The organism is Streptomyces sp. NPDC001315, from assembly GCF_042896175.1.
Lineage (GTDB): Bacteria > Actinomycetota > Actinomycetes > Streptomycetales > Streptomycetaceae > Streptomyces.
Genome location: NZ_JBIAWZ010000003.1, coordinates 459,554 through 479,106, shown reverse-complemented (window position 1 = coordinate 479,106; position 19,553 = coordinate 459,554). Strand labels below are relative to the sequence as shown.

At 70.6% G+C, this 19,553-nt stretch carries 13 protein-coding genes; 6 read left to right on the top strand and 7 right to left on the bottom strand.

The window, feature by feature from the left end; genetic code table 11:
- Nucleotides 1-280: 280 nt before the first annotated feature.
- Nucleotides 281-586 carry a hypothetical protein gene (locus tag ACFY16_RS12625; protein WP_390647069.1) on the bottom strand — a complete coding sequence of 102 codons (306 nt, stop codon included), beginning with the start codon at nt 584-586 and terminating at the stop codon, nt 281-283.
- An 898-nt stretch (nt 587-1,484) separates the two neighbouring features.
- Nucleotides 1,485-2,093 carry a DJ-1/PfpI family protein gene (locus ACFY16_RS12620; protein ID WP_390647068.1) on the bottom strand — a complete coding sequence of 203 codons (609 nt, stop codon included), beginning with the start codon at nt 2,091-2,093 and terminating at the stop codon, nt 1,485-1,487.
- A 650-nt stretch (nt 2,094-2,743) separates the two neighbouring features.
- On the opposite strand from ACFY16_RS12620, the gene ACFY16_RS12615 reads away from it, so the two are divergent.
- The 3 genes from ACFY16_RS12615 (at nt 2,744) to ACFY16_RS12605 (ending at nt 8,439) form a co-directional block, all read left to right on the top strand.
- A complete protein-coding gene (locus tag ACFY16_RS12615; RefSeq protein WP_390647067.1) occupies nt 2,744-6,787 on the top strand; it encodes an AAA family ATPase in 4,044 nt (1,347 codons plus the stop codon).
- A gap of 270 nt (nt 6,788-7,057) precedes the next feature.
- Entirely contained in the window at nt 7,058-7,675 is a 618-nt protein-coding gene (locus tag ACFY16_RS12610) for a UTRA domain-containing protein (protein ID WP_390647066.1), read from the top strand.
- An 8-nt stretch (nt 7,676-7,683) separates the two neighbouring features.
- The gene (locus ACFY16_RS12605) at nt 7,684-8,439 is read left to right on the top strand and encodes a glycosyltransferase family 2 protein (RefSeq protein ID WP_390647065.1); all 756 of its coding nucleotides are present in this window, start codon (nt 7,684-7,686) and stop codon (nt 8,437-8,439) included.
- 244 nt (nt 8,440-8,683) lie between these two features.
- Here ACFY16_RS12605 and ACFY16_RS12600 read toward each other — a convergent pair whose 3' ends face one another.
- The 3 genes from ACFY16_RS12600 to ACFY16_RS12590 all read right to left on the bottom strand — a co-directional run bounded on the left by ACFY16_RS12600 (nt 8,684) and on the right by ACFY16_RS12590 (nt 13,732).
- On the bottom strand, nt 8,684-9,895 hold the full coding sequence (locus tag ACFY16_RS12600) for an amidohydrolase family protein (RefSeq protein WP_390647064.1): 1,212 nt from the start codon (nt 9,893-9,895) through the stop codon (nt 8,684-8,686).
- Between the two features lie 174 nt (nt 9,896-10,069).
- The gene (locus tag ACFY16_RS12595) at nt 10,070-11,398 is read right to left on the bottom strand and encodes a YncE family protein (protein ID WP_390647063.1); all 1,329 of its coding nucleotides are present in this window, start codon (nt 11,396-11,398) and stop codon (nt 10,070-10,072) included.
- 39 nt (nt 11,399-11,437) lie between these two features.
- Complete coding sequence (locus ACFY16_RS12590) at nt 11,438-13,732, bottom strand: peptidoglycan recognition protein (protein ID WP_390647062.1); 2,295 nt, start codon at nt 13,730-13,732, stop codon at nt 11,438-11,440.
- 366 nt (nt 13,733-14,098) lie between these two features.
- Here ACFY16_RS12590 and ACFY16_RS12585 point away from each other — a divergent pair, with 366 nt between their 5' ends.
- Nucleotides 14,099-14,725: an RNA polymerase sigma factor gene (locus ACFY16_RS12585; RefSeq protein WP_390647257.1), complete on the top strand. Its 627-nt coding sequence runs from the start codon at nt 14,099-14,101 to the stop codon at nt 14,723-14,725.
- Between the two features lie 62 nt (nt 14,726-14,787).
- Nucleotides 14,788-15,537, top strand: a complete 750-nt coding sequence (locus ACFY16_RS12580; RefSeq protein WP_390647061.1) for a hypothetical protein — start codon at nt 14,788-14,790, stop codon at nt 15,535-15,537.
- Nucleotides 15,538-15,555: 18 nt separating this feature from the next.
- Here ACFY16_RS12580 and ACFY16_RS12575 read toward each other — a convergent pair whose 3' ends face one another.
- Together ACFY16_RS12575 and ACFY16_RS12570 are read right to left on the bottom strand one after the other, a co-directional pair.
- Nucleotides 15,556-16,302, bottom strand: a complete 747-nt coding sequence (locus tag ACFY16_RS12575; RefSeq protein ID WP_390647060.1) for a TIGR03943 family putative permease subunit — start codon at nt 16,300-16,302, stop codon at nt 15,556-15,558.
- A complete protein-coding gene (locus ACFY16_RS12570; protein ID WP_390647059.1) occupies nt 16,299-17,348 on the bottom strand; it encodes a permease in 1,050 nt (349 codons plus the stop codon). Before ACFY16_RS12570 ends, ACFY16_RS12575 begins: the two co-directional genes overlap by 4 nt.
- Nucleotides 17,349-17,519: 171 nt before the next feature.
- Between ACFY16_RS12570 and ACFY16_RS12565 the strand changes: the two genes are divergently transcribed.
- Nucleotides 17,520-19,523 carry an NAD-binding protein gene (locus ACFY16_RS12565; protein WP_390647256.1) on the top strand — a complete coding sequence of 668 codons (2,004 nt, stop codon included), beginning with the start codon at nt 17,520-17,522 and terminating at the stop codon, nt 19,521-19,523.
- The last annotated feature ends 30 nt before the right edge of the window (nt 19,524-19,553 follow it).

Genomic DNA, 19,553 nt, shown 5'->3' with positions numbered 1-19,553 from the left:
GTGCCATGGTGGCCGATGCGGCCAAAGCGGTGCCTGGAAGGAGTCGGCGGGGCTTGGCTTTCCCAACGCTGCGACGAACGCGGAGTGCTGATCTGCGGGGGTGAATGGTCGGGGGAAGCAAGGTCGGGGCCTTTCGTCATGTCGGCTCGGGTCAGAATGTGCGCTCACAGGCGGGGTCCAACCCATCAACCGGATGTCGCGACTTGACGGAGAGACCGCGCACGACAGCGGCCCTCGTTGCGGTCGTGATCACAGTGGCCCCGGTTCGGCGCGATCGGTTCTATCCGTTGCTGCTGTTCGGGTCGCGCAGCGTGAACCATCCGATCTTGCGGCTGGACAGCCAGATCAGGCCCAAGTACAGGTGTGGGTCGACCTGGCGGAGCTCATCGCGCACGCCCCCGAACACCAGCGACGTGTGGGAATAGTCGATGACGATGCACTCCTGGTCGTCCAGACGGCTGGGTCCCGGCCCCACCATGGCAACGATGGACAGCATGTCCAGCGGGAACAGTCGATTGCTGAGGTAGCCGTCGGGGCTGAAGACTTTGCCCCGCCACCAGAACAGATGCACCAGGCGGGCGAGCAACCGTGCCCCCGAAGGCCCCGCCCCCGGCAAGATCGCTAGACCCTCCATCGGGCCTTTGGGGATCTCGCCCGCAGGACTCTTACGAAAGAGCTCCTCAAGCTACTTGTCGTCGGTCTTGAGGAGCTCAGTGTCGGTTGGCATCACGATCTTCCTTCTCGCCGTCAGTCCCGCTCTGCTCCACGTCTCCGGAGACAGCCCGAATCGAGAGACGGGGTGCCGTTTTGCACAGGCCTGTGGAATTCGGGTCGCTGCCCGGAAACGCCTGTGGCCCCGGACTGATCGAGTGGAGGCTCCCAGGCATCGAGGCGATCTGGCGCTCAGTACGGGGAGCCGTGCAAGGGAAGCGGCGGGCTGCTTCCGAGGGCGACTGGTCCGGCACTGCGACCATCTTTGGCTTTCAATCCGCCACTTTCTCCATCTTGAACCCCATCTAGGCGGCCACAACCGCTGCCGAACTGCTGCCGTGGCGCACTGGTGCGCGGCGCGTGCCCTGCATCGTGGTCTGCCTGCCCAGCGCCGGCCGCGCGCCTCTTCCTCCCGAACCACTGGCTGAAGGTCCACCGAGAACCGATGGCTGTTCGGAAGGCTCCTGATGGCTGTTGGTAGTCGGCCACTGCGGCTGCAACCGCTCGCTGACACGATGGACGGTCGCGCGCGACCGCCCACGTTGGTGCAGATGTGGCTGTTGGTGCCAGGAATCGGCGCTGGCAGGTCTCGCTCTTGGCTGGGAACAGCGGGAACCAATCGGCGACCGAACGGTCGTCAGTACCGCTCTTGTGCAGGTCAGTCCAACAACTGCCCCTGGATCACCTGAACTTCCCAAGCTGAGGGCGCGGGCAAAGTCGTTCTGCTGACGCCTGTCTCTAGCACAGGTCGCCCCAACGGCGCCGTGAAACCATCAGCGCAGTGCGGTCTCGCCTGTGTGGACGGCATGCATGGCGCGCTCGACGGTCTCCTGGTTTTCGCCTACCGGAGCCACGTAGCCGATGACGTCGCGTGCGGCGTCCTCGCCGAGGGTTCGGGTGATCACCCAGGTGGCCAGATACTGGGACGCCAGGCAGCCGCCCGCCGTAGCGATGTTCCCGTCAGCGTGGAACGGCGCGTCCAGCACGGTGACGTCGAAGGCTTCGACGAAGGGCCGGCTCTTGAGGTCCGTGCAGGCGGGCATGCCATCCAGCAACCCGAGCCGGGCGAGCACCAGCGCGCCGGAGCACTGCGCACCGATCAGCTGTCGGGACGGGTCGAGAGGCAGCCTGGAGATCAGCCGGTCGTCGGCGACCACGTCTCGCGTCTTCACTCCGCTACCGATCAGCACGACGTCGGCTTCGGTCACGAACTCCATCGGGCGCTGCCCGGTCACCTGGACACCGTTCATCGACGTGACCGTCGGCGTCGGCGTCGTGATGAAGGCCTCCAAGCCGTCCTTTCGGCACCGGTTGATCAGCGCGGAGGCGATGAAGCTGTCGAGCTCGTTGAATCCGTCGAAGGTGACCACGGCTACCTGCATGGATGGCATCTCCTCGAAGCACGGCACTGGAGACGCAGTGTCTCAGGGACGCTGTACCGAGGTCTCGGGCCAGTCGGCGATCGGTGGCTCATCACCCCGGTACGGCCACGGCCCTCGCCGGGTCGTGTCCACGGAGGGGTGTACCGGCTGAAAGTGTTACAGATCTGGGAGATGTGTGACACTTTCGGCTTCACCTGTCCTCGGCGGCGGCCGGGCCGTGCACTGACCGAGCTGCTCACCGCACGACTGCCCGACAGTTTCCTGCCGGTCCCAGAACCATCTCCGCGCGGCCGGTTGAGGGCGGGTAGTCCTTGGGTACGTCGAAGAGGCCGCCCTCCCGTAGGAGGGGGCCTCTTCGAATCGCCTGGCATCGCGGCGTTCGACACCGGTCCCTCCCCTCGCGGGGACCGGTGTCGAACGGTGCGAGCGGCGTCGATCCGGGCCGTGCCGGCGGGTCGGCGCGGATCGAGGCTGATGGGGGTGTGATGAGGTGTCCGGGCAACGCCCTGTTACTGCGCTGCTACGGCCTGATCCTGCCAGTTGGGGCGCCCGCCGAGGAGGTTCCGGCGTCCGGACGAGGGCTTCGTCGCAGGTCAGCCGTATAAAGTGAGTTTTCCGGTCCGGATGTTCAAGTGCGAGGGAAGTAAGGGGTGGGGGCCTTGAGTTCCGACTCAGGGGCACGCACGGCCTTCGCGGAGCGTCTCGCGCTGCTGTACAAGGAGGCCGGCAATCCTCCCCTCAAGAGCGTGTCCGAGGCGGTCCTGCGGCTTCAGCGGGTCGACGAACGAGGGCGGCCCGTGCGGGTGTCCGTCCAGCGGATCAGCGACTGGCGACGGGCCAGGAACGTGCCGGCCCAGTTCGCCGCCCTCGGCGCGGTGCTGCACATCCTGATCCCCGAGGCACGGCGCTCGCGGCCCGCGCCGGTGTCCCCGGGCCTGTACGACCTGGGCCAGTGGCAGCGGCTGTGGGAGCGCGCGGTGGCCGACCCCGTCGGCGACACCCCTGCGCCATCCGCCGCGGAGGAGAAGGGGCACCCGCCGGCCGAAGCCGTGCCCGTCCCCGGCGGGGTGTGCCCGTACCGGGGGCTGGCTCCCTACCGCCGGCAGGACACCCGGTGGTTCTTCGGCCGGGAGCGGAGCACGGACGCACTCGTCGCTCAGCTCCGCGCGGCGGAGGGGACGGGTGGCCTGGTCATGCTCGTGGGCGCCTCGGGGGCCGGGAAGTCCTCCTTGCTGAACGCCGGCCTCGTACCCACCTTGCAGGACGGCGGACTGGGTGACGAGGGCAGCCGGGCGAGGGAGGTGCTTCAGCTGGTGCCGGGCGCGGATCCCTTCGCGGAGCTGACCCGCCGGATACCCGAGCTCGAACCCGTCGTCTCCACGGCGAAGGAAGCGGCTGCAAAGGAGTCCGGTACTCCGTCCGACACTCCGTCCCGTACTCCGCAGTTCGCGGACGCCGTGCGGGAGACCCTCACGGCATGGGCGCAGCGCGAGACGGCCTCCGCGCCCCCTCCCGTCGTCATCGTGGATCAGTTCGAGGAGGCCTTCACCCTCTGCTCCGACGAGGCGTACCGGCGCACTTTCATCCAGTTCCTCCACGCCGCGTGCACGCCCCCCGACCCGGAAGGCACGGCCCCCGTGCTCGTGGTGCTCGGCATACGCGCCGACTTCTACGAGCAGTGCCTCGGGTATCCCGAACTGGCCGACGCGCTGCAACACCGGCACATGGTGCTCGGGCCGCTGACCACCACGGAGCTGCGCGAAGCGGTGACCGGGCCGGCCAAGGCCGTGGGGCTGGAACTCGAACCGGGGCTGGCGGAGCTGATCGTCCGGGAAGTGAGCGCCGACGGACCCCGCGGGGCGCACGACGCGGGGGTGCTGCCGCTGCTCTCCCACGCCCTGCTCGCCACCTGGCAGCGACGGAAGGCGGGACGGCTGACGCTGGCCGGCTATCGCGCGGCGGGCGGAATCCAGGGCGCGGTGGCGGCGACCGCCGAGCGGGCCTGGTCCGGCCTGGACCCGGCAGCACGCGCGGCCGCGCGGCTGCTCCTCCTCAGGCTGGTCCGGCTGGGCGAGGACACACAGGCCACCCGTAGGCGGGGGACGCGGCGCCAGTTGGCGGAGGAGTCGACGGACCCCGACAAGACGGAGGAGTCGCTCGAAGCGCTGGTTCGCGCCCGGCTGGTGACGCTCGACTCGGACACCGTGGAGATCACCCACGAAGCGCTGCTGACCGCCTGGCCACGGCTGCGCACCTGGATCGACGAGGACCGCAGCGACCATCTGCTGCGCCAGCGGCTGGAGGAGGACGGCCGGGCCTGGGAGGGCTCCGGTCGCGACTCCTCGCTGCTCTACCGGGGCTCGCGACTGGAACAGGCTCACAGCTGGGCGAGGTCGGCGGGGAACACCTTCCTGACCCGTAGCGCGGTGGACTTCCTCGCCGCGTCGGCCAGGCTGCGCAAGCGCACTGTGTGGATCAGCCGGGCCGCGGTGTCGACGCTCGTCGTCCTGGCGATCCTCGCCGCCGGCGCGGCGGTGATCGCCTGGCAGCAGCGTAACGACGCCGTGTTCGAGCAGGTGGTCGCGGAGGCCGACCGCGTGCAGTACACGGACCCGTCGCTGTCCGCCCAGCTCGACCTGGTCGCCCACCGCCTGCGCCCGGACGACGCGGGCGCGAGCAACCGCCTCATCTCCATCGTGAACGCCCCGCTGGCCACCCCGCTCCTCGGCCACACCGGCGCCGTCTACCTCACCTCGTTCAGCCCCGACGGAAAGGTTCTGGCCACCGCCAGCTACGACCGCACGGTCCGCCTGTGGAACGTGGCCGATCCCTCCCACCCCGTGCCCCTGGGCAAGCCGCTCACCGGCCACACCAGTTGGGTGAGCAGCGCGGTCTTCAGCCCGGACGGCCACACCCTCGCCAGCGCCGGCGACGACGGCACGGTCCGCCTGTGGAACGTGACGGACCCGAGCCGCCCACGCCCCCTGCGCGCCCCCCTGACCGGGCACGGCGGCACGGTCTACCTGCTCGCCTTCAGCCCGGACGGCCGCACTCTGGCCACCGCCGACGAGGACCACACCGTCCGCCTGTGGGACATGACGGACCCGAGCAGACCGACGGCCCTCGACACCCTGACCGGCCACACCGGCGCCGTACGCTCCCTCGCGTTCAGCCCCGACGGCCGGACGCTGGCGACCGGCGGCGACGACAGCGTGATCAGGCTCTGGAACACGGCCGATCCGCGCCACCCGAAGGCCGTCCGACCGGTGCTCACCGGCCACGACGGCACGGTGCACTCCGTCGCCTTCAGCCCCGACGGCCGCACCCTCGCCAGCGGCGCCACGGACGACACCGTCCGCCTGTGGGACGTGAGCGACCCGGACCGCGCGGCACCGCTCGGCGGGCCACTGACCGGCCACACCGGTCCCATCTGGTCGGTGGCCTTCAGTCCGGACGGCTCCATGCTCGCCGCCGCCAGCGCGGACAGCACGGCGAGCCTGTGGAACGTCAGCGATCCGGCGTACCCGTCCCAGGTCGGCGAGCCCCTCGCGGGCAGCAGCGGCGAGATGTACGCCCTGGGGTTCAGTCCCGACGGCGCCACCCTCGCCACCGGCAGCGGCGACAACAAGGTCCGGCTGTGGTCGATCCCGACTTCGGACATGATCGGCCGGAGCGGAGCGTTCCGCCCGGACGGCAGGGTTCTGGCCACGGCGGCGCGCGACGGGCGGATCCGGCTGTGGAACGTCGAGGCCACCGACCGTCCCCGGTCACTGAGCGAGCCGTTCATGCCGGGGGACGGTGGCGACCGCTCGCTCGCGTTCTCCCCCGACGGCCGCACCCTCGCCGTGCTGACGGCGAGCCGGGCGGTGTACCTGTGGAACGTCACCGACCCGTCCCACCCGGTCTCCTCGGGGCCCCCGATCACCCTGCGCACCCGTTTCATGGGCGCCGAAGCGCTGGCCTACAGCTCCGACGGGCGCACCCTGGCCACCGCCTACGACGACCGCACCATCCAGCTGTGGAACGTCAGCGACCCCTCCCATGCCGTGCCCCTCGGCGCCCCGCTCACCGGCCACAAGGGCTACATCAACTCCCTCGTGTTCAGTCCGGACGGCAACACGCTGGCCAGCGGCAGCGCGGACGGCACCATCCGGCTGTGGGACGCGACGGACCCGCGTCGTACGACACCGCTCGGCGAGCCCCTCACGGGCCACCTGGGTCCCGTCAACTCCCTCGCCTTCAGCCCGGACGGCCACACCCTGGCCAGCGGCAGCGACGACGACACGGTCCGGCTCTGGAACATCACCGACCCCAGCAGGGCGACCCGGCTGCGGTCCCCCCTCACCGGCCACACCGAAGCGGTCGTTTCGCTGACGTTCAGCGAGGACGGCCGGACCCTGGCGAGCGGCGGCGACGACAACACCGTCCGACTCTGGAACATCACCGACCCGTCCGGTGCCGCTCCCATCGGCCAGTCGATGAGCCCCAACGCCAAGACGGGCAATTTCCTGTCGTTCAGTCCCAACAGCCACATGCTCGGGGTGTCGAGCGGCGCCGACACCCTCCGGCTGTGGAAACTGGATGCCGACGACGCCATTCGGCGTATCTGCGCCACCACTCGGGGTGTTCTGACGCCGGAGAAATGGCACGAGTACCTGCCCCGCCTCTCGTACGAGCCTCCGTGCGGTCAGTGACGTAGTCGTGATCCCGATCACACCGCCTCGTCGCGGCTGAGCAGTCGTCTCCCGCCGGAGAGGCAGCCTTGTTAGTCTTGGCCATAGCCCGATCGCTGGTGCATCCCCCGTCGCCAGCGGTCGGGCGCTTGTGTGCCGTCGACCACGGCACCCACCTGCCGCAACTCGCCCCCCAACCGCCCTCCGCTCGCCCCGCACTCGCCCCCGGTCGTCAAGGCCTCTTCAGGAGTCGTAGGCTCAGGGTGGAGTCGTTGGGGTCGGTGAGCACCAGTGCCAAAGGCGTACGAAGTGATCGCGGACGACATTCCCCGCAGATCGGCGGTCCGCGCGAACACACGGCACCAGTGGGAGAAGGACCGGGCCCGTAAGCCGGAGGCCACACGCGCAAAGACCGGAGCCACGGAGCACGACACCGGCCTCGAACCGCGGGATCTCGTCTTCTTCACGAAGTACCGCGTGATCAGGGCGGCGAAGGATCTCGCGGCCGCCTTCGGCGTCCCCGTGGGCACCGAGCTCCTCGAACGGACCTACCGGACGCGGTACGCGGCCGAGACATCGCCGTTCAAGCTCGTGACCTCCTACCTCGTCCGCGACATGATCGCCGCCAACCCCGACCTCCTGAACGAGTCGAAGGAGCCCTGGCCGGGCGGCACCCAGAACCAGCTGCACACGGTGGGCATCGAGCTGGACCGCATCGAGGAGCGCTTCACCGCCCGTCCGCCGACACCCGAAGAGGCGGACGAGCTCGAACTGCCGCCCGGGACGTCGGTGATCCTGCTCCGGAAGACGTCGTACGACATCAATGACCGCGTTGTGGACATCTCCGACATCACGCTGCCCGGCGACCGCACGGAGTTGCTCTTCACCACTTCCCTGGAAAGGTGGTGAATGCTGCCGTGAGCCGGCGCATCATCATCGTCACTGCCGTTCACTCGCCCTCGGCGCGGTTCCTGCCGGAGGCGTACAAGTCCCTCCGCGAGCAGCAGCTGCCGGAGGGCTGGGAGTGGCACTGGCTGATCCAGGAGGACGGCAGGACCGACGAGGTCCGCCCCTACGTGCCCGACGACGAGCGGGTGACCTTCGGGCAGGGCCGCCCCGGTGGCCCCGGCGTCGCCCGCACGATCGCCCTGGCCCACACCGGCGGCGAGTACGTGAAGGTCCTGGACGCCGACGACCAGCTCACCCCGGGTGCCCTGGCCCGCGATCTGGCGGTCCTCGAAGCCGACCCCACCATCGGCTGGACGACCTCCCGCGTCCTGGACCTCATGCCCGACGGCTCGACGGCCGGTTTTCCCGGCGACCCGGACGACGGGCCCGTCGAGCGCGGAGCCGTGCTCGACTTCTGGAAGGCGAACGGTTTCCGTGCCCAGGTCCATCCGGCGACGCTCTTCGTGCGGCGGGATCTGCTGGTCGCCCTCGGCGGCTGGATGGCGCTGCCGGCATCCGAGGACACCGGCCTCCTGCTCGCGCTGAACTCCGTGAGCCGAGGCTGGTTCTCCGCGACGGCAGGGCTCCTGTACCGCAAGTGGGAGGGGCAGGCGACCGGCCAGGCAGCCCACGTGGACCCGTCCGAGCGCGATGCGCGGATGGCCGTCGTGGAGGAAAGGGCCAGGGCGTTGGCCTCCTTCCAGTGGCGTCATCCGGCCACCTGACTCACCCGGTGACGCTGATGGCCTGCGACGGACACCGCTCGGCCGCCCGCGAACACCAGAGACGGGTCAGGGATCGCCCGTCAGGGATCGCCCGTCAGGGATCGCTGAGCAGCCTGGACGAAGTCCGGTGCGGTGTCGCGCCCCGTAAAGGGGCGCGGGGCTGTGTGGATGTACGGCTCCGCCGCGTCGGCGCGGCCGGCCCCCACCGGCCCGCGGGTTCGTCATCGCGCTTCCAGCGGAGCGCTCAGTCGAAGGGCAGTTCCAGCATCCGGATGGCGTTCCCCCGCAGCAGCTTGTACGTCACCTCGTCGGAGAGACCGGCCACGTGCTCCGCCGCCACCTCCTTCGTGTGCGGCCACGTCGAGTCGACGTGCGGGTAGTCCGTCTCGAAGGTCGCGTTGTCCACACCCACGGTCTCGATCGCTTCGATGCCGTGCCTGTCCCGGAAGAAGCAGCAGAAGATCTGCCGGTAGTAGTACGTCGAGGGCGGCTCCGGGATCAGATCCTTGACCCCGCCCCACGCCCGATGCTCCTCCCACACGTCGTCGGCGCGCTCCAGGGCGTACGGGATCCACCCCATCTGCCCCTCGCTGTACGCGAGTTTCAGCCGGGGGAACTTCACCAGGACCCCGGAGAAAAGGAAGTCCATCATCGACGCCATGGCGTTGTTGAAGCTCAGCGAGGCCTGGACGGCGGGGGGCGCGTCCGGGGACGCCGCCGGCATCTGCGACGACGAACCGATGTGCATGTTGACGACGGTCCCGGTGTCCGCGCACGCCGCGAAGAAGGGGTCCCAGTAGCCGGAGTGGATCGACGGCAGCCCCAGGTACGTCGGGATCTCGCTGAAGGTCACCGCCCGCACGCCGCGGGCCGCGTTACGCCGGATCTCCGCGACGGCGAGGCCGACGTCCCACAGCGGGATCAGACACAGCGGGATCAGCCGCCCGCCGCTGTCGCCGCACCACTCCTCGACCATCCAGTCGTTGTAGGCGCGGACGCACGCGAGCCCGACCTCCTTGTCGTCGGCCTCCGCGAAGGTCTGCCCGCAGAACCGCGGGAAGGTCGGAAAGCAGAGCGAGGCCTCGACGTGGTTGAGGTCCATGTCGGCCAACCGGGCCTTCGGGTCCCAGCAGCCCCGCCTCATCTGCTCCCGGGTGATGCCGTCAAGGGTCATCTCGTCGCGGGAGAAGCCCACGGCCGCGATGATGCGCTTGTACGGGAAGATCTCGCCCTCGTACTCCCACCAGTCGGTCAGCTGGCCGTCCGGATCGGTGGTGAACCGGTACTTCCCGCCGACGTAGGCAAGGTCGCCGATGCCGGCGGTGAAGGGCTTCGGTCCCTTGTCCCGGTACCTGGTCGGAAGCCACGTCTCGAAGAGGTGCGCCGGCTCGATCACGTGATCGTCCACGCTGATGACCTTGGGCAGGTCCCTGGTGTCGCCGTCCTTGCCGACCATGACCCAACTCCTCACTGCCCCATCCGCAGATCTGACGGATCGTCAGTTTTCAAGTTAGGCGGTGCTCACCTCGATCGCAAGGGGCAGGCGGGACCGGCCCGGGCCCCGAGCCGACCGAAGCCGGCTCGGGGCGCAGTCGCTGATGGTCTGACAGATCAGCGCGGACGGTGGGTCCTACTTGGTGACGGTGACGACCGCCTCAGTGGTCGCCGCAGTGTGCTGCACGTCGCCCGCGAAACGGACGGTGTACGTGGCCTGGCCGGCCGTGCGGGGGCGGTCCGTGAAGGAGAAGTCGCCCATGGAGACGGGGAAGCTGCCGAGGGACGTGCCGTTCGGCGACTCCGCGTCAGTGCGCGTCACCTCGACCGTCGTCCCGGCGGCGAAGGGCTCGTCCGCGGTCAGCCGCCCGGTGACGGTCAGCGTCTTGCCCTTCGCAGTGGTCGACGGCGCCTGGACCGTGAGGGTGCTCTCCACCTTGCCGGCGTCCGGCAGGACATGAAGCGTCGGCGCCCCGCCGGTGGAGAAGGCGGAGACGGCGAAGAGCCGGTTGTCGTCCGGCGCCCACGCGAGACCGTCGGGTTGCAGGTCGTTCACCGAGAGGTCGTGCAGCGGGATGAACGATCCGGGCCGGTAGGTCCGCACGAAGTAGTCGGACGCGCCCGTCGCGACCGTGCCGTCGGAGGCGACGGCCACCGCGTTGGGGAACGTCCAGCTGGAGTAACTGCCGTTGGCCGACAGGTCGGACATCCGGACGACCTGGTGGTCCGAGGGGTTGTTGGCCGCGAGGACGATGTTCTGGCCGTCGGCCGTCACCGCGAAATCGTTGAGGTAGGAGATCGAGGGACTGCTGGTGAACAGACGCTCGGTCCGCTTCTCCAGGCCGGTCGAGGTCGCGTCGTACACCGCCAGAGTGGCCGGGCTGACGCCTTCCTGGCCCGCCACCAGGACGTCCGGATCGGCCGGCGAAGAGGCGAGCGACGGCGCGTAGTACCAGTAGATCCCGCTCGGGACGAGCGTAGCGGTGGGATCCGCGACGGAGATGTCGAGCGAGCCGATGCCCCCGCTGCTGCCCACCGTGTAGCCGAACCAGAGTTTCCCGCCGGCCGTCGCCAGACTCTGGGGCGAAGTGTCCGCCCCGGTCGCGTAGCGGTTGGTCTCGGTCAGCGTGCCGGTGTCGATCTCGGATATCGCGCCGACGGACGACAACGCGACGTACACCTTGCCGGAGTCCGCCGAGAGAGCGAGCCCCATGGCTCCGTCCTCGGCGGTGATCTGCTTGACGACCGCGCCGGCGTAGTCGGTGACGACGACGCTGCCGCCGGTCGGGTCGCTGATGAACACCCGGTCGTGCACGCCGTCGACGACGATGTCCCGGAACGAGGCACTGGGCAGCGCCACGCTGGTGTCGTCGGCGGCGGCCTGCGACGCCCCCGCCCCGAGCAGGGACAACGAGCCGAGCATCGCGGCGACCGCCGCGACGGCCGAGTGTTTGTGGATACGCAAGTGAATGAGCCTCCTTGATGAGCCCAGAAGTCGCTTTTCCTACTTGATGTAGACGAGGCCGTCGGTGGTGATGGTGGGACGGCCGCTGGTGCCCACCACGACGATCTTGACCGTGTGCTTGGCGCTGCTCGACCAGGTCTTGGTCCAGATCGCCTGCCGGTACAGGGTCGTGGCGGACTTCAGGTCGACGGTCGCGACCTTGGTGCCGTCGACGTACACGTATGCCTGGCCGGAGCTGGTGGCGCGGGAGACCACCCAGGCGGCGGAGCGACCGGTGAACGTCCAGGTGAGGGCGGCGCCCTTGGAACCGCTGGAGTAGGACTTGCCGCCGAGGTAGCTGGTGGAGGAGCGGGTGGTCCAGCTGCCGGACTTGGTGGCGGAGCTCTCCTGCAGGATCACGGGGGTGTAGGCGAGCGAGGACGTGCGGGAGTTACCTGCGTAGTCGTAGGCCCCCATCGACCAGGTGGTGGCCGTGCCCGGCTTGGCGGTGCGGCTGGAGCTGGTGACGGTCGGGCCGAACGTGGCCGTGGTCGGGGCCAGCAGCTTGACGGAGCTCAGGGCCTTGTCGTCGATGGCCTTCCAGCCGAGCGTGACCGGGACCGCGGTGGTGCTGACGGTGCCGGTGCGCAGGGAGAGCTTCGGGGTGGTGGTGAAGGTCGGTGCGGTCGTCTCCGCCACGACGTTCAGCGCGGTGCTGGTCGCGGTCTTCTTGGACTGGTGCACGGCCCGCACGGCGACGGTGTGGCTGCCCAGGGCCAGCGTGGCGGTGGCGGAAGTGGCCGTACCGGAGGTGGTGGCGACGGTCTTGCCGTCGACCAGCAACTGGAAACCGGAGATGAGCGAGGCCGGTGTGGTGGCCGTCCAGTGGACGGTGATGGCGCCCTTTGTGTAGTACGTCGAGCCCGAAAGGCCCGCGCCGCCGACCGAGGTGACCTTCAGCCCCTGCACCGGGCCGGACGCCCAGGTGCGGATGGTCGGCAACTGGGCGTAGAGGGAGCTGCCGGGGCACTGGGTGTTGTAGCCGTCGCGGTGACCGGAGATCCGGTTGAAGGTGTAGTACTTGCCCGCGGTGAAGCTCGTGCCGGAGTAGTTCGTCTGGGTTGCGCCCGCCTTGAGCTGCACGGTGGTGGCGGGGTCGGCGTTGTACTGGCCGAGCTTCCAGGAAGCCACGCGGGCGACCGAGGCCAGGGCCGCGTTGCTGGCGTTGGTGGAGACGTAGTTACCGATCACCGCTATGCCCGCGGCCTCACGGTTCCAGCCGTAGGTGTGCGCGCCGAGCACCGGCAGGTCGACGCCGCCCTTGCGGCCCTCGAAGATCGTGCCGCACTTGTCGACCAGGAAGTTGTAGCCGAGGTCGTTCCAGCCGTTGCCGTTGGGGGTGGGGGCGGTGTGGTACGCGTAGATGGCCCGCACGATCGACGCCGACTGGGAGCAGTCGTAGTCGACCCCATCCGTGTGATGGACGAACACGGCCTTCACATCGGCGTTGTACTCCGACGGGTCGGGGCTGAGCGACTCGTCGGCGCCCCAGCCGGCGCGCGAGACGATCGGTGGCTTGGCCACGGTGGACGGCGGTGCGGTGGGCACGGTGGCCGACGGGCTCGGGGACGTGCTCGTGCTCGCGCTCGCGCTCGTCGAGGGTGACGCGGATGCCGAGTCGGTGGCAGGGGCCGCCGGCGTGGTGTCGGCCGGGGACGCGGACGCGCTGGTCTGCTCGTCCGTCGGTGTGCCGGTGGTGCCGTCGCTCGGCGAGGCGGAGTCGGTGGCCGTGACGGTGTCGGTGGCCGCGGCGCTGGGAGTGTCCTCGGCGACGAACGCGGCGGGTTCGGTGCCGGCGGCCTTGGCCTCGGCATCGGTCACCACGCCCGGGTCCACGAGGTTGACCTTGAGTCCCTTGGGCAGCCCGGCGGAGGTGCCGTTCTTGCCGACGACCTGCACCTGGACGCCGTCGGAGGGGCCGACCCAGAACGGCTCGGACGCGCCCCGCGCGCCGGGGCCGGGCTTCTCCAGCGGGTCGACGTCGACCTCGAGTTCCCGCCAGTCGCTCCACTTGCCGGTCTCAAGGCTACGGGTGCGAACCTGCGCCTTGCCGTCGAGCCGCTTGGCGGCACCGTCCCAGGAGACGCCGAGCATCGAGAACTGCTTGGTGTCCGTGCCGGGCAGCTCCTGCTTGCCGCCCGCGGTGCCCTTCAGCGCGAGGCCGTAGACCTTCACCGGCCGCTTGGCCCGGCCTGCCGCGCCGGGATCATCGGAAGGGCTGGCCACGGCGTAGGTCACCACGCCCCCGCCTCCCAGGACCACGGCACCGAGCGTCAACCACGCCCGTCGCTTCATGCTCAGCGGTCTGTACGCATGCGACGTACGACGACTCACGACGAATCCACCCCACAGAAGGCCGGAAAGGCCACAAAGGAAAGTCACTCAAGGCACACCTGTCACTAAGGTGACCCGCCTCCACAGCGTGCCTGGCCCGATAAACGTCACAGGCAAGCACGTTGTCGTGACATAGATCACTTCGGCAGCGGCGCACAAGCATCGGTCAGCCGCCTTGCCGACCGCGGCCATCGGGGCCTGCGGGTCTCTGTGACATTTCTGTGAGGCCTGACGCTGATGACCAAGTAGGGGAGGGGCAGGGCCCGCGGTATCGCATCGGGGGTCTGCCGCCGTGTGCTCGACGAACGGTGCGGACGAGGACGGGTTTTGGGCCAGGGAGGTGAGCGCCGCGGCACGCAGGCGCGGGACGCGGAGCTGGGTGCCGCCGTCGCTCGGGCCCAGGACGGTGACGAGGCCGCCTTCGCGGTCGTGTACCGGATCGTGCAGCCTGGACTGCTCGGTTACCTGCGCGGGCTGGTCGACCAGGATGCCGAGGATGTGGCGTCCGAGACCTGGCTGGAGATCGCCCGGGACCTGAGGCGGTTCAAGGGCGACGGCGCCGGCTTTCGCGGCTGGAGTGCGACCATCGCCCGCCACCGGGCCCTGGACCATGTGCGCCGCCGCCGAAGCCGCCCCGTGATCGCCCCGGTCGATCTGCATTGCCTGGAGCTGCCCGGGCCGGACAGCGCCCACGACCAGGCGCTGGAAGCCCTCTCGACGGAACACGCGCTGGAACTGATTCGTGGCCTGCCTCGCGATCAGGCCGAGGCAGTGCTGCTGCGCGTCGTCGTCGGCCTGAGCGGTCCGGCCGCCGCCCGCGTCCTCGGTAAGCGTCCCGGCGCGGTACGCACCGCCGCCCACCGCGGACTCAAACGTCTGGCCCGCCAACTCGGCACCCCCGATGCCTCGGCTGTGACAGGAAACGGCGCTCATACGCTGAGGCAGTCGAAGTGAGCGGCGAGGGCGCCGGACACGTAAGACCAACGAACAAAGATCACGCAGGGACGGACACGGGCATGGGCGACCGACACAGCGCCGGCGGAGCATCGACCCGTCGGCGCGCCGGCGCGGGCGGCCGCGCGTCCCGTGCGGACAGCGCGGTCGGGACGACGCGGCTGGCATCGGCGCTCGGCCACGCGTTGTGCGCGGACGCCCTTGGCGCGTCGGGCGAGGAGGGGGCTGTGGCGGCCTTCCGCGCCGCCCGGGACGCCGGCATGCACAAGGAGGCGCGGACCCGGAATCGGGACGACTGGCGGGTGCGACGCAGTCCGGTCCCGCGCCGGTTGAAAGCCACCGTTGCCCTGTTCGTCGCCAGTCTCAGTCTGGGCGGTGTCGCGATCGCGGCGATCGGCTCGCCCGGCTCCGACGGGGCCCCGCAGGACAGGAGCGACGGACGACGGCATCCGTCACCGACCGCTCCCCGACCCTCCACGGCGATGCCGGAAGCCGCCGCGTCGCGCGGTCCTGCCACCTCTGTCCTTCCGGACCGCCCGCCCACGGCCAAGGACATCCAGGCCCACTGTCGCGCGTACGCATCGGTGGAGGGCCGCGGCAGAGCGGTGAACTCGACGGCCTGGCAGCGACTCGTCACAGCCGCCGGCGGATCGGACAACGTCGCTGCCTACTGCGCCGACCGGTTGGCGCAGACACCGACGCCGACGCCGAAGCAGACGCCGAAGGGGACGCCGACGCCGAAGCAGACGGGCGCAGCCAAGGCAAGCGAAAAGCCGAACATCAAATCCAATGGCACGGAGCCCAGGCGCTAGCACTTCAGTGGCGAGCCGTCAGGTGTTCCACGACTCGTCGTACGGGTCGTGCGGCACCGGGACCGGCTTCGCGGCGGTGACCTCGATGAACGGGATCGGGCCGTTGTTGACGGGGTCCTTCGCCTGCCTGGAGGTGTAGCTGCCGGTGATCTGGAGCCAGGTGTCCGGCTGGAGGACCGGGGGGATGTGGCCGGTCAGGCCGATCTTGACCGGCTGGGCGTCGGCGGCACAGCAGTTGAGAGCCATGCGGACCAGGTACGGGGTGCCGTCGTGGTCGAGGGCCACGAAGCCGGTGAGCTGGATGCGGCGGTCGGTGAGGGTACGGCCGTGGTCGTAGACCGCCCGGCCCGCGTAGTCGACCACGCTGAGGCGGAGGGGGTCCGCGGTGGGGAGGGGCGGATAGGCGAGGGGCTGTTGCAGGGCCGTGCCGGTGCGGGTCGCGCTGTAGGAGCCGAGCGCGGGCGGGGCGACCAGGATGAGGACCAGGAGGGGGAGGATCAGAAGCCAGGAGACTCGGGGTTCGCGGTGGACGCGCGCATGTTCCTCCTGTCGGGCCGGCTCTGGCTCACCTTGTCGAACTGCCTTTGCCTCCCGCCGCTCGTACCGGACCGTCGCCACCGCCGCCGCGATCAGCACCGCGCCCGAGGCCAGCAGCAGCGGTTGCAGACCCGCCTTGACGTAGCGCAGGTAGAGGTCGGTCGCGCCGGCGTGCAGCAGGGCCGCACCGAGGAGGAACAGAACCGCCGCCTGGGCGAGGCGGTTCACAGGAGCACCGTCCCCGTCAGGACCGACACGGTGACGGCGAGGGCGAACGTGGCGGGAGCGAAGCGCAGGGCGAAGCCACGGCCGAAGGTGCCCGCCTGCATGGCGAACAGCTTCAGGTCGATCATCGGGCCGACGACCAGGAAGGCGAGCCGGGCCGTGAGCGAGAACTGGGAGAGCGACGCGGCGACGAACGCGTCCGCCTCCGAGCAGATCGACAGCAGTACGGCGAGGACCGACAGGGCGAGGACCGCCAGCACCGGGTTGTCGGCCGCCGTACGCAGCCAGCTCGCGGGCGCGACGGCCTTCAGGGTCGCCGCCGCCATCGCGCCCAGCACCAGGAAGCCGCCCGCGTGCATCACGTCGTGCCGGACCGAACCCCAGAACGCCGCGCCCTTGCTTTCACCGTCGTGCGGCGCGTGCGTCGGCAGGCGCAGCCAGTCCGCGCGGCCGAGGCGTTGCCACAGCCACCCCATGACGCACGCCACCAGCAGGCTCGCGACGAAGCGGGCCAGGACCATCTCCGGGTCGCGGGGGAAGGCCACGGCGGTCGCCGTCAGCACGATCGGGTTGATCGCCGGGGCGGAGAGGAGGAAGGCCAGCGCCGCGGCCGGGGTGACGCCCCGGCGGACCAGCGCGCCGGCCACCGGCACCGACGCGCACTCGCAGCCGGGCAGCACCGCACCCGCCATCCCCGCGACCGGGACCGCCAGGGCGGGGCGGCTCGGCAGGGCGCGGGCGAAGAAGGAGGGGGGCACGAAGACGGCGATGGCCGCCGACAGCAGGACACCGAGGACCAGGAAGGGCAGGGCCTGCACGACCACCGCCACGAACACCGTCGTCCAGCTCTGCATCACCGGCGCGGACAGCGCGCGGCGCAGGGGCCCCTGGAGCAGCACCAGGAGAAGCAGAAGCATCGTCAGGGCGAGGGGGGAGTCGAAGCGGCGGCCGACCTGGCCCCGCTCGGGGTCCCGCTCCTGGTCCCCCTCGGGTGGTTCGGGGTCGGCGCGGTGGTCGGCTCCGGGCGGGGCCGAGTTGGTGATCGCCACGGGCCGGGCACCTCCGCTTTCCGTGTTCTTCCTCCCCTTCAGTACGGGGCTGTGGGGAGCGGTGTTCAGCCGCCTGGGCGGCCTCCTGGAACCGCCTGTCCCGGTGAGGCAGTCTTCTCCCTCGTGGGGAACGTTCCGAATCAAGGCCTGCCGACGGACGTCGGCGCACACATGGTGGTGTGCGGCGACGACGGGCTCGCGCACCGGCTCGCCGCCGAGTTGCGCGGCGTGTACGGCGAGCAGGTGACGCTCGTCGTCCCGCCCTCGGAGCGTACGATCCGGCCGCCGGTCGTCGGGCGGGCCCGCGCGGTGTCGGCGGCGCTGCTCGACCGGGTGGTGAGCGCGGCCGTCAACCGGGCGGCGGGCAACGGCGGCGCCGGCAGCAGCGGCGGTGGCGGTGGCGGCAATGCCGCCGGTGGTGGTGAACCCGCCGGGCGCGAGCGGACCTTGGAGGCCGTCGAGCCCTCCGAGGCCGTGCTCGCCGAGGCGGGCGTGGAGCGGGCGGCCGCGCTGGCGCTCGTGTACGACGACGACGAGACCAACATCCGTGCCGCCCTCACCGCCCGCCGGCTCAACCCCCGGCTGAACCTCGTCCTACGCCTCTACAACAGGCGGTTGGGCCAGCACATCGAGGAACTCCTCGATCAGGCCGCCGCGTTGGCGACCGCCGCCGATGACGGTACGGCGGCGGGGAGCGACGCCTCCACCACCGTGCTGTCCGATGCCGACACCGCGGCGCCCGCGCTGGCCGCGTCCGCCGTCGCCGGCACCACCAAGGTCGTACAGACGGACGGGCTGCTGCTGCGCGCGGTGGACCGGCCGCCGCCGGGGCCCGGACAGGTGGCCGATCCGGGGCTGGCCACGCTCGCGCTGCTGTCCACGACGAGCAACGACCCGGCCGGCGCCGACGGTTCCGAGAGCAGCGGGGAACACGGGCCGCAGCTGCTGCCGGACGCGGCGGCCGTACGGGCCGCCACCGGGCGCGGGACCGTCGTACTGGAGCAGGTGTCGTACGCCGGACCGTCCGCGTCGGCTTCGGCAGGGCGCGGGATGGGGGTCGTACCGCCGTTCGCCTCACTGTTCTCGCGGCGATTGCGGTTGTCGGTGGCGGGGATCGTGGGGTGTGTGCTCGCGCTGGCCGTGGCGCTGTGGGTGGCGACCGGGATCCATCCGCTGGGCGCGCTGTATCTGACGCTGCTGGATCTCTTCGCCATCAACGACCCGGCGATCGGGGCGTCCACCGAGCGGCAGGTGCTTCAACTCCTGTCCGGACTGGTCGGGTTGCTGCTGTTGCCGGTACTGCTGGCGGCGGTGCTGGAGGCGCTGGGGACGTTCCGCAGCGCGTCGGCGCTGCGGAAGCCGCCGCGCGGCATGGGCGGGCATGTGGTGCTCCTCGGGCTCGGCAAGATCGGTACGCGGGTGCTGACGCGGCTGCGGGAACTCAACATCCCGGTGGTGTGCGTGGAGGCCGGGCCGGAGGCGCGGGGGCTGGCCACGGCGCGGCGGTTGCGGGTGCCGGTGGTGCTGGGGGACGTGACGCAGGAGGGCGTCCTGGAGGCCGCCAAGATCCATCGGGCGCATGCGTTGCTCGCGGTGACGAGTTCGGACACGACGAACCTCGAGGCCGTGCTGTACGCGCGGGCCGTGCGGCCGGATCTGCGGGTGGTGCTGCGGTTGTACGACGACGACTTCGCGACCGCCGTGTACCGGACCCTGCGGGCCGCGCATCCACAGGCGCTCACCCGGAGCCGGAGTGTCACCCATCTGGCGGCGCCCGCGTTCGCCGGGGCGATGCTGGGACGGCAGATCCTGGGGGCGATTCCGGTGGAGCGGCGGGTGCTGCTGTTCGCGGCGGTGGATGTGGGTGGGCATCCGCAGCTGGAGGGCAGGACGGTGGCGGAGGCGTTTCGGGCGGGGGCGTGGCGGGTGTTGGCGTTGGATGCGACGGGGTCGCGTTCGACGGGGTCGGGGGCAGGTTCGGCGAGTTCGGGGGCGTCGTCCGGGTCGGCGTCGGGGTCGGGGTCGGCTGAGGCTCGGCCGGGCGAGTCGGAGCTGGTGTGGGGTCTGCCCGACACGTATGTGCTGCGGGCCGAGGACCGGGTGGTGCTGGCGGCCACGCGGCGGGGGCTGGCGGAGTTGCTCGGGAGGCGGGGGCGAGGGCGGGGCGAGGGGTAGGGGACAGTCCCCTTTGCCGCCCTTGCCCTC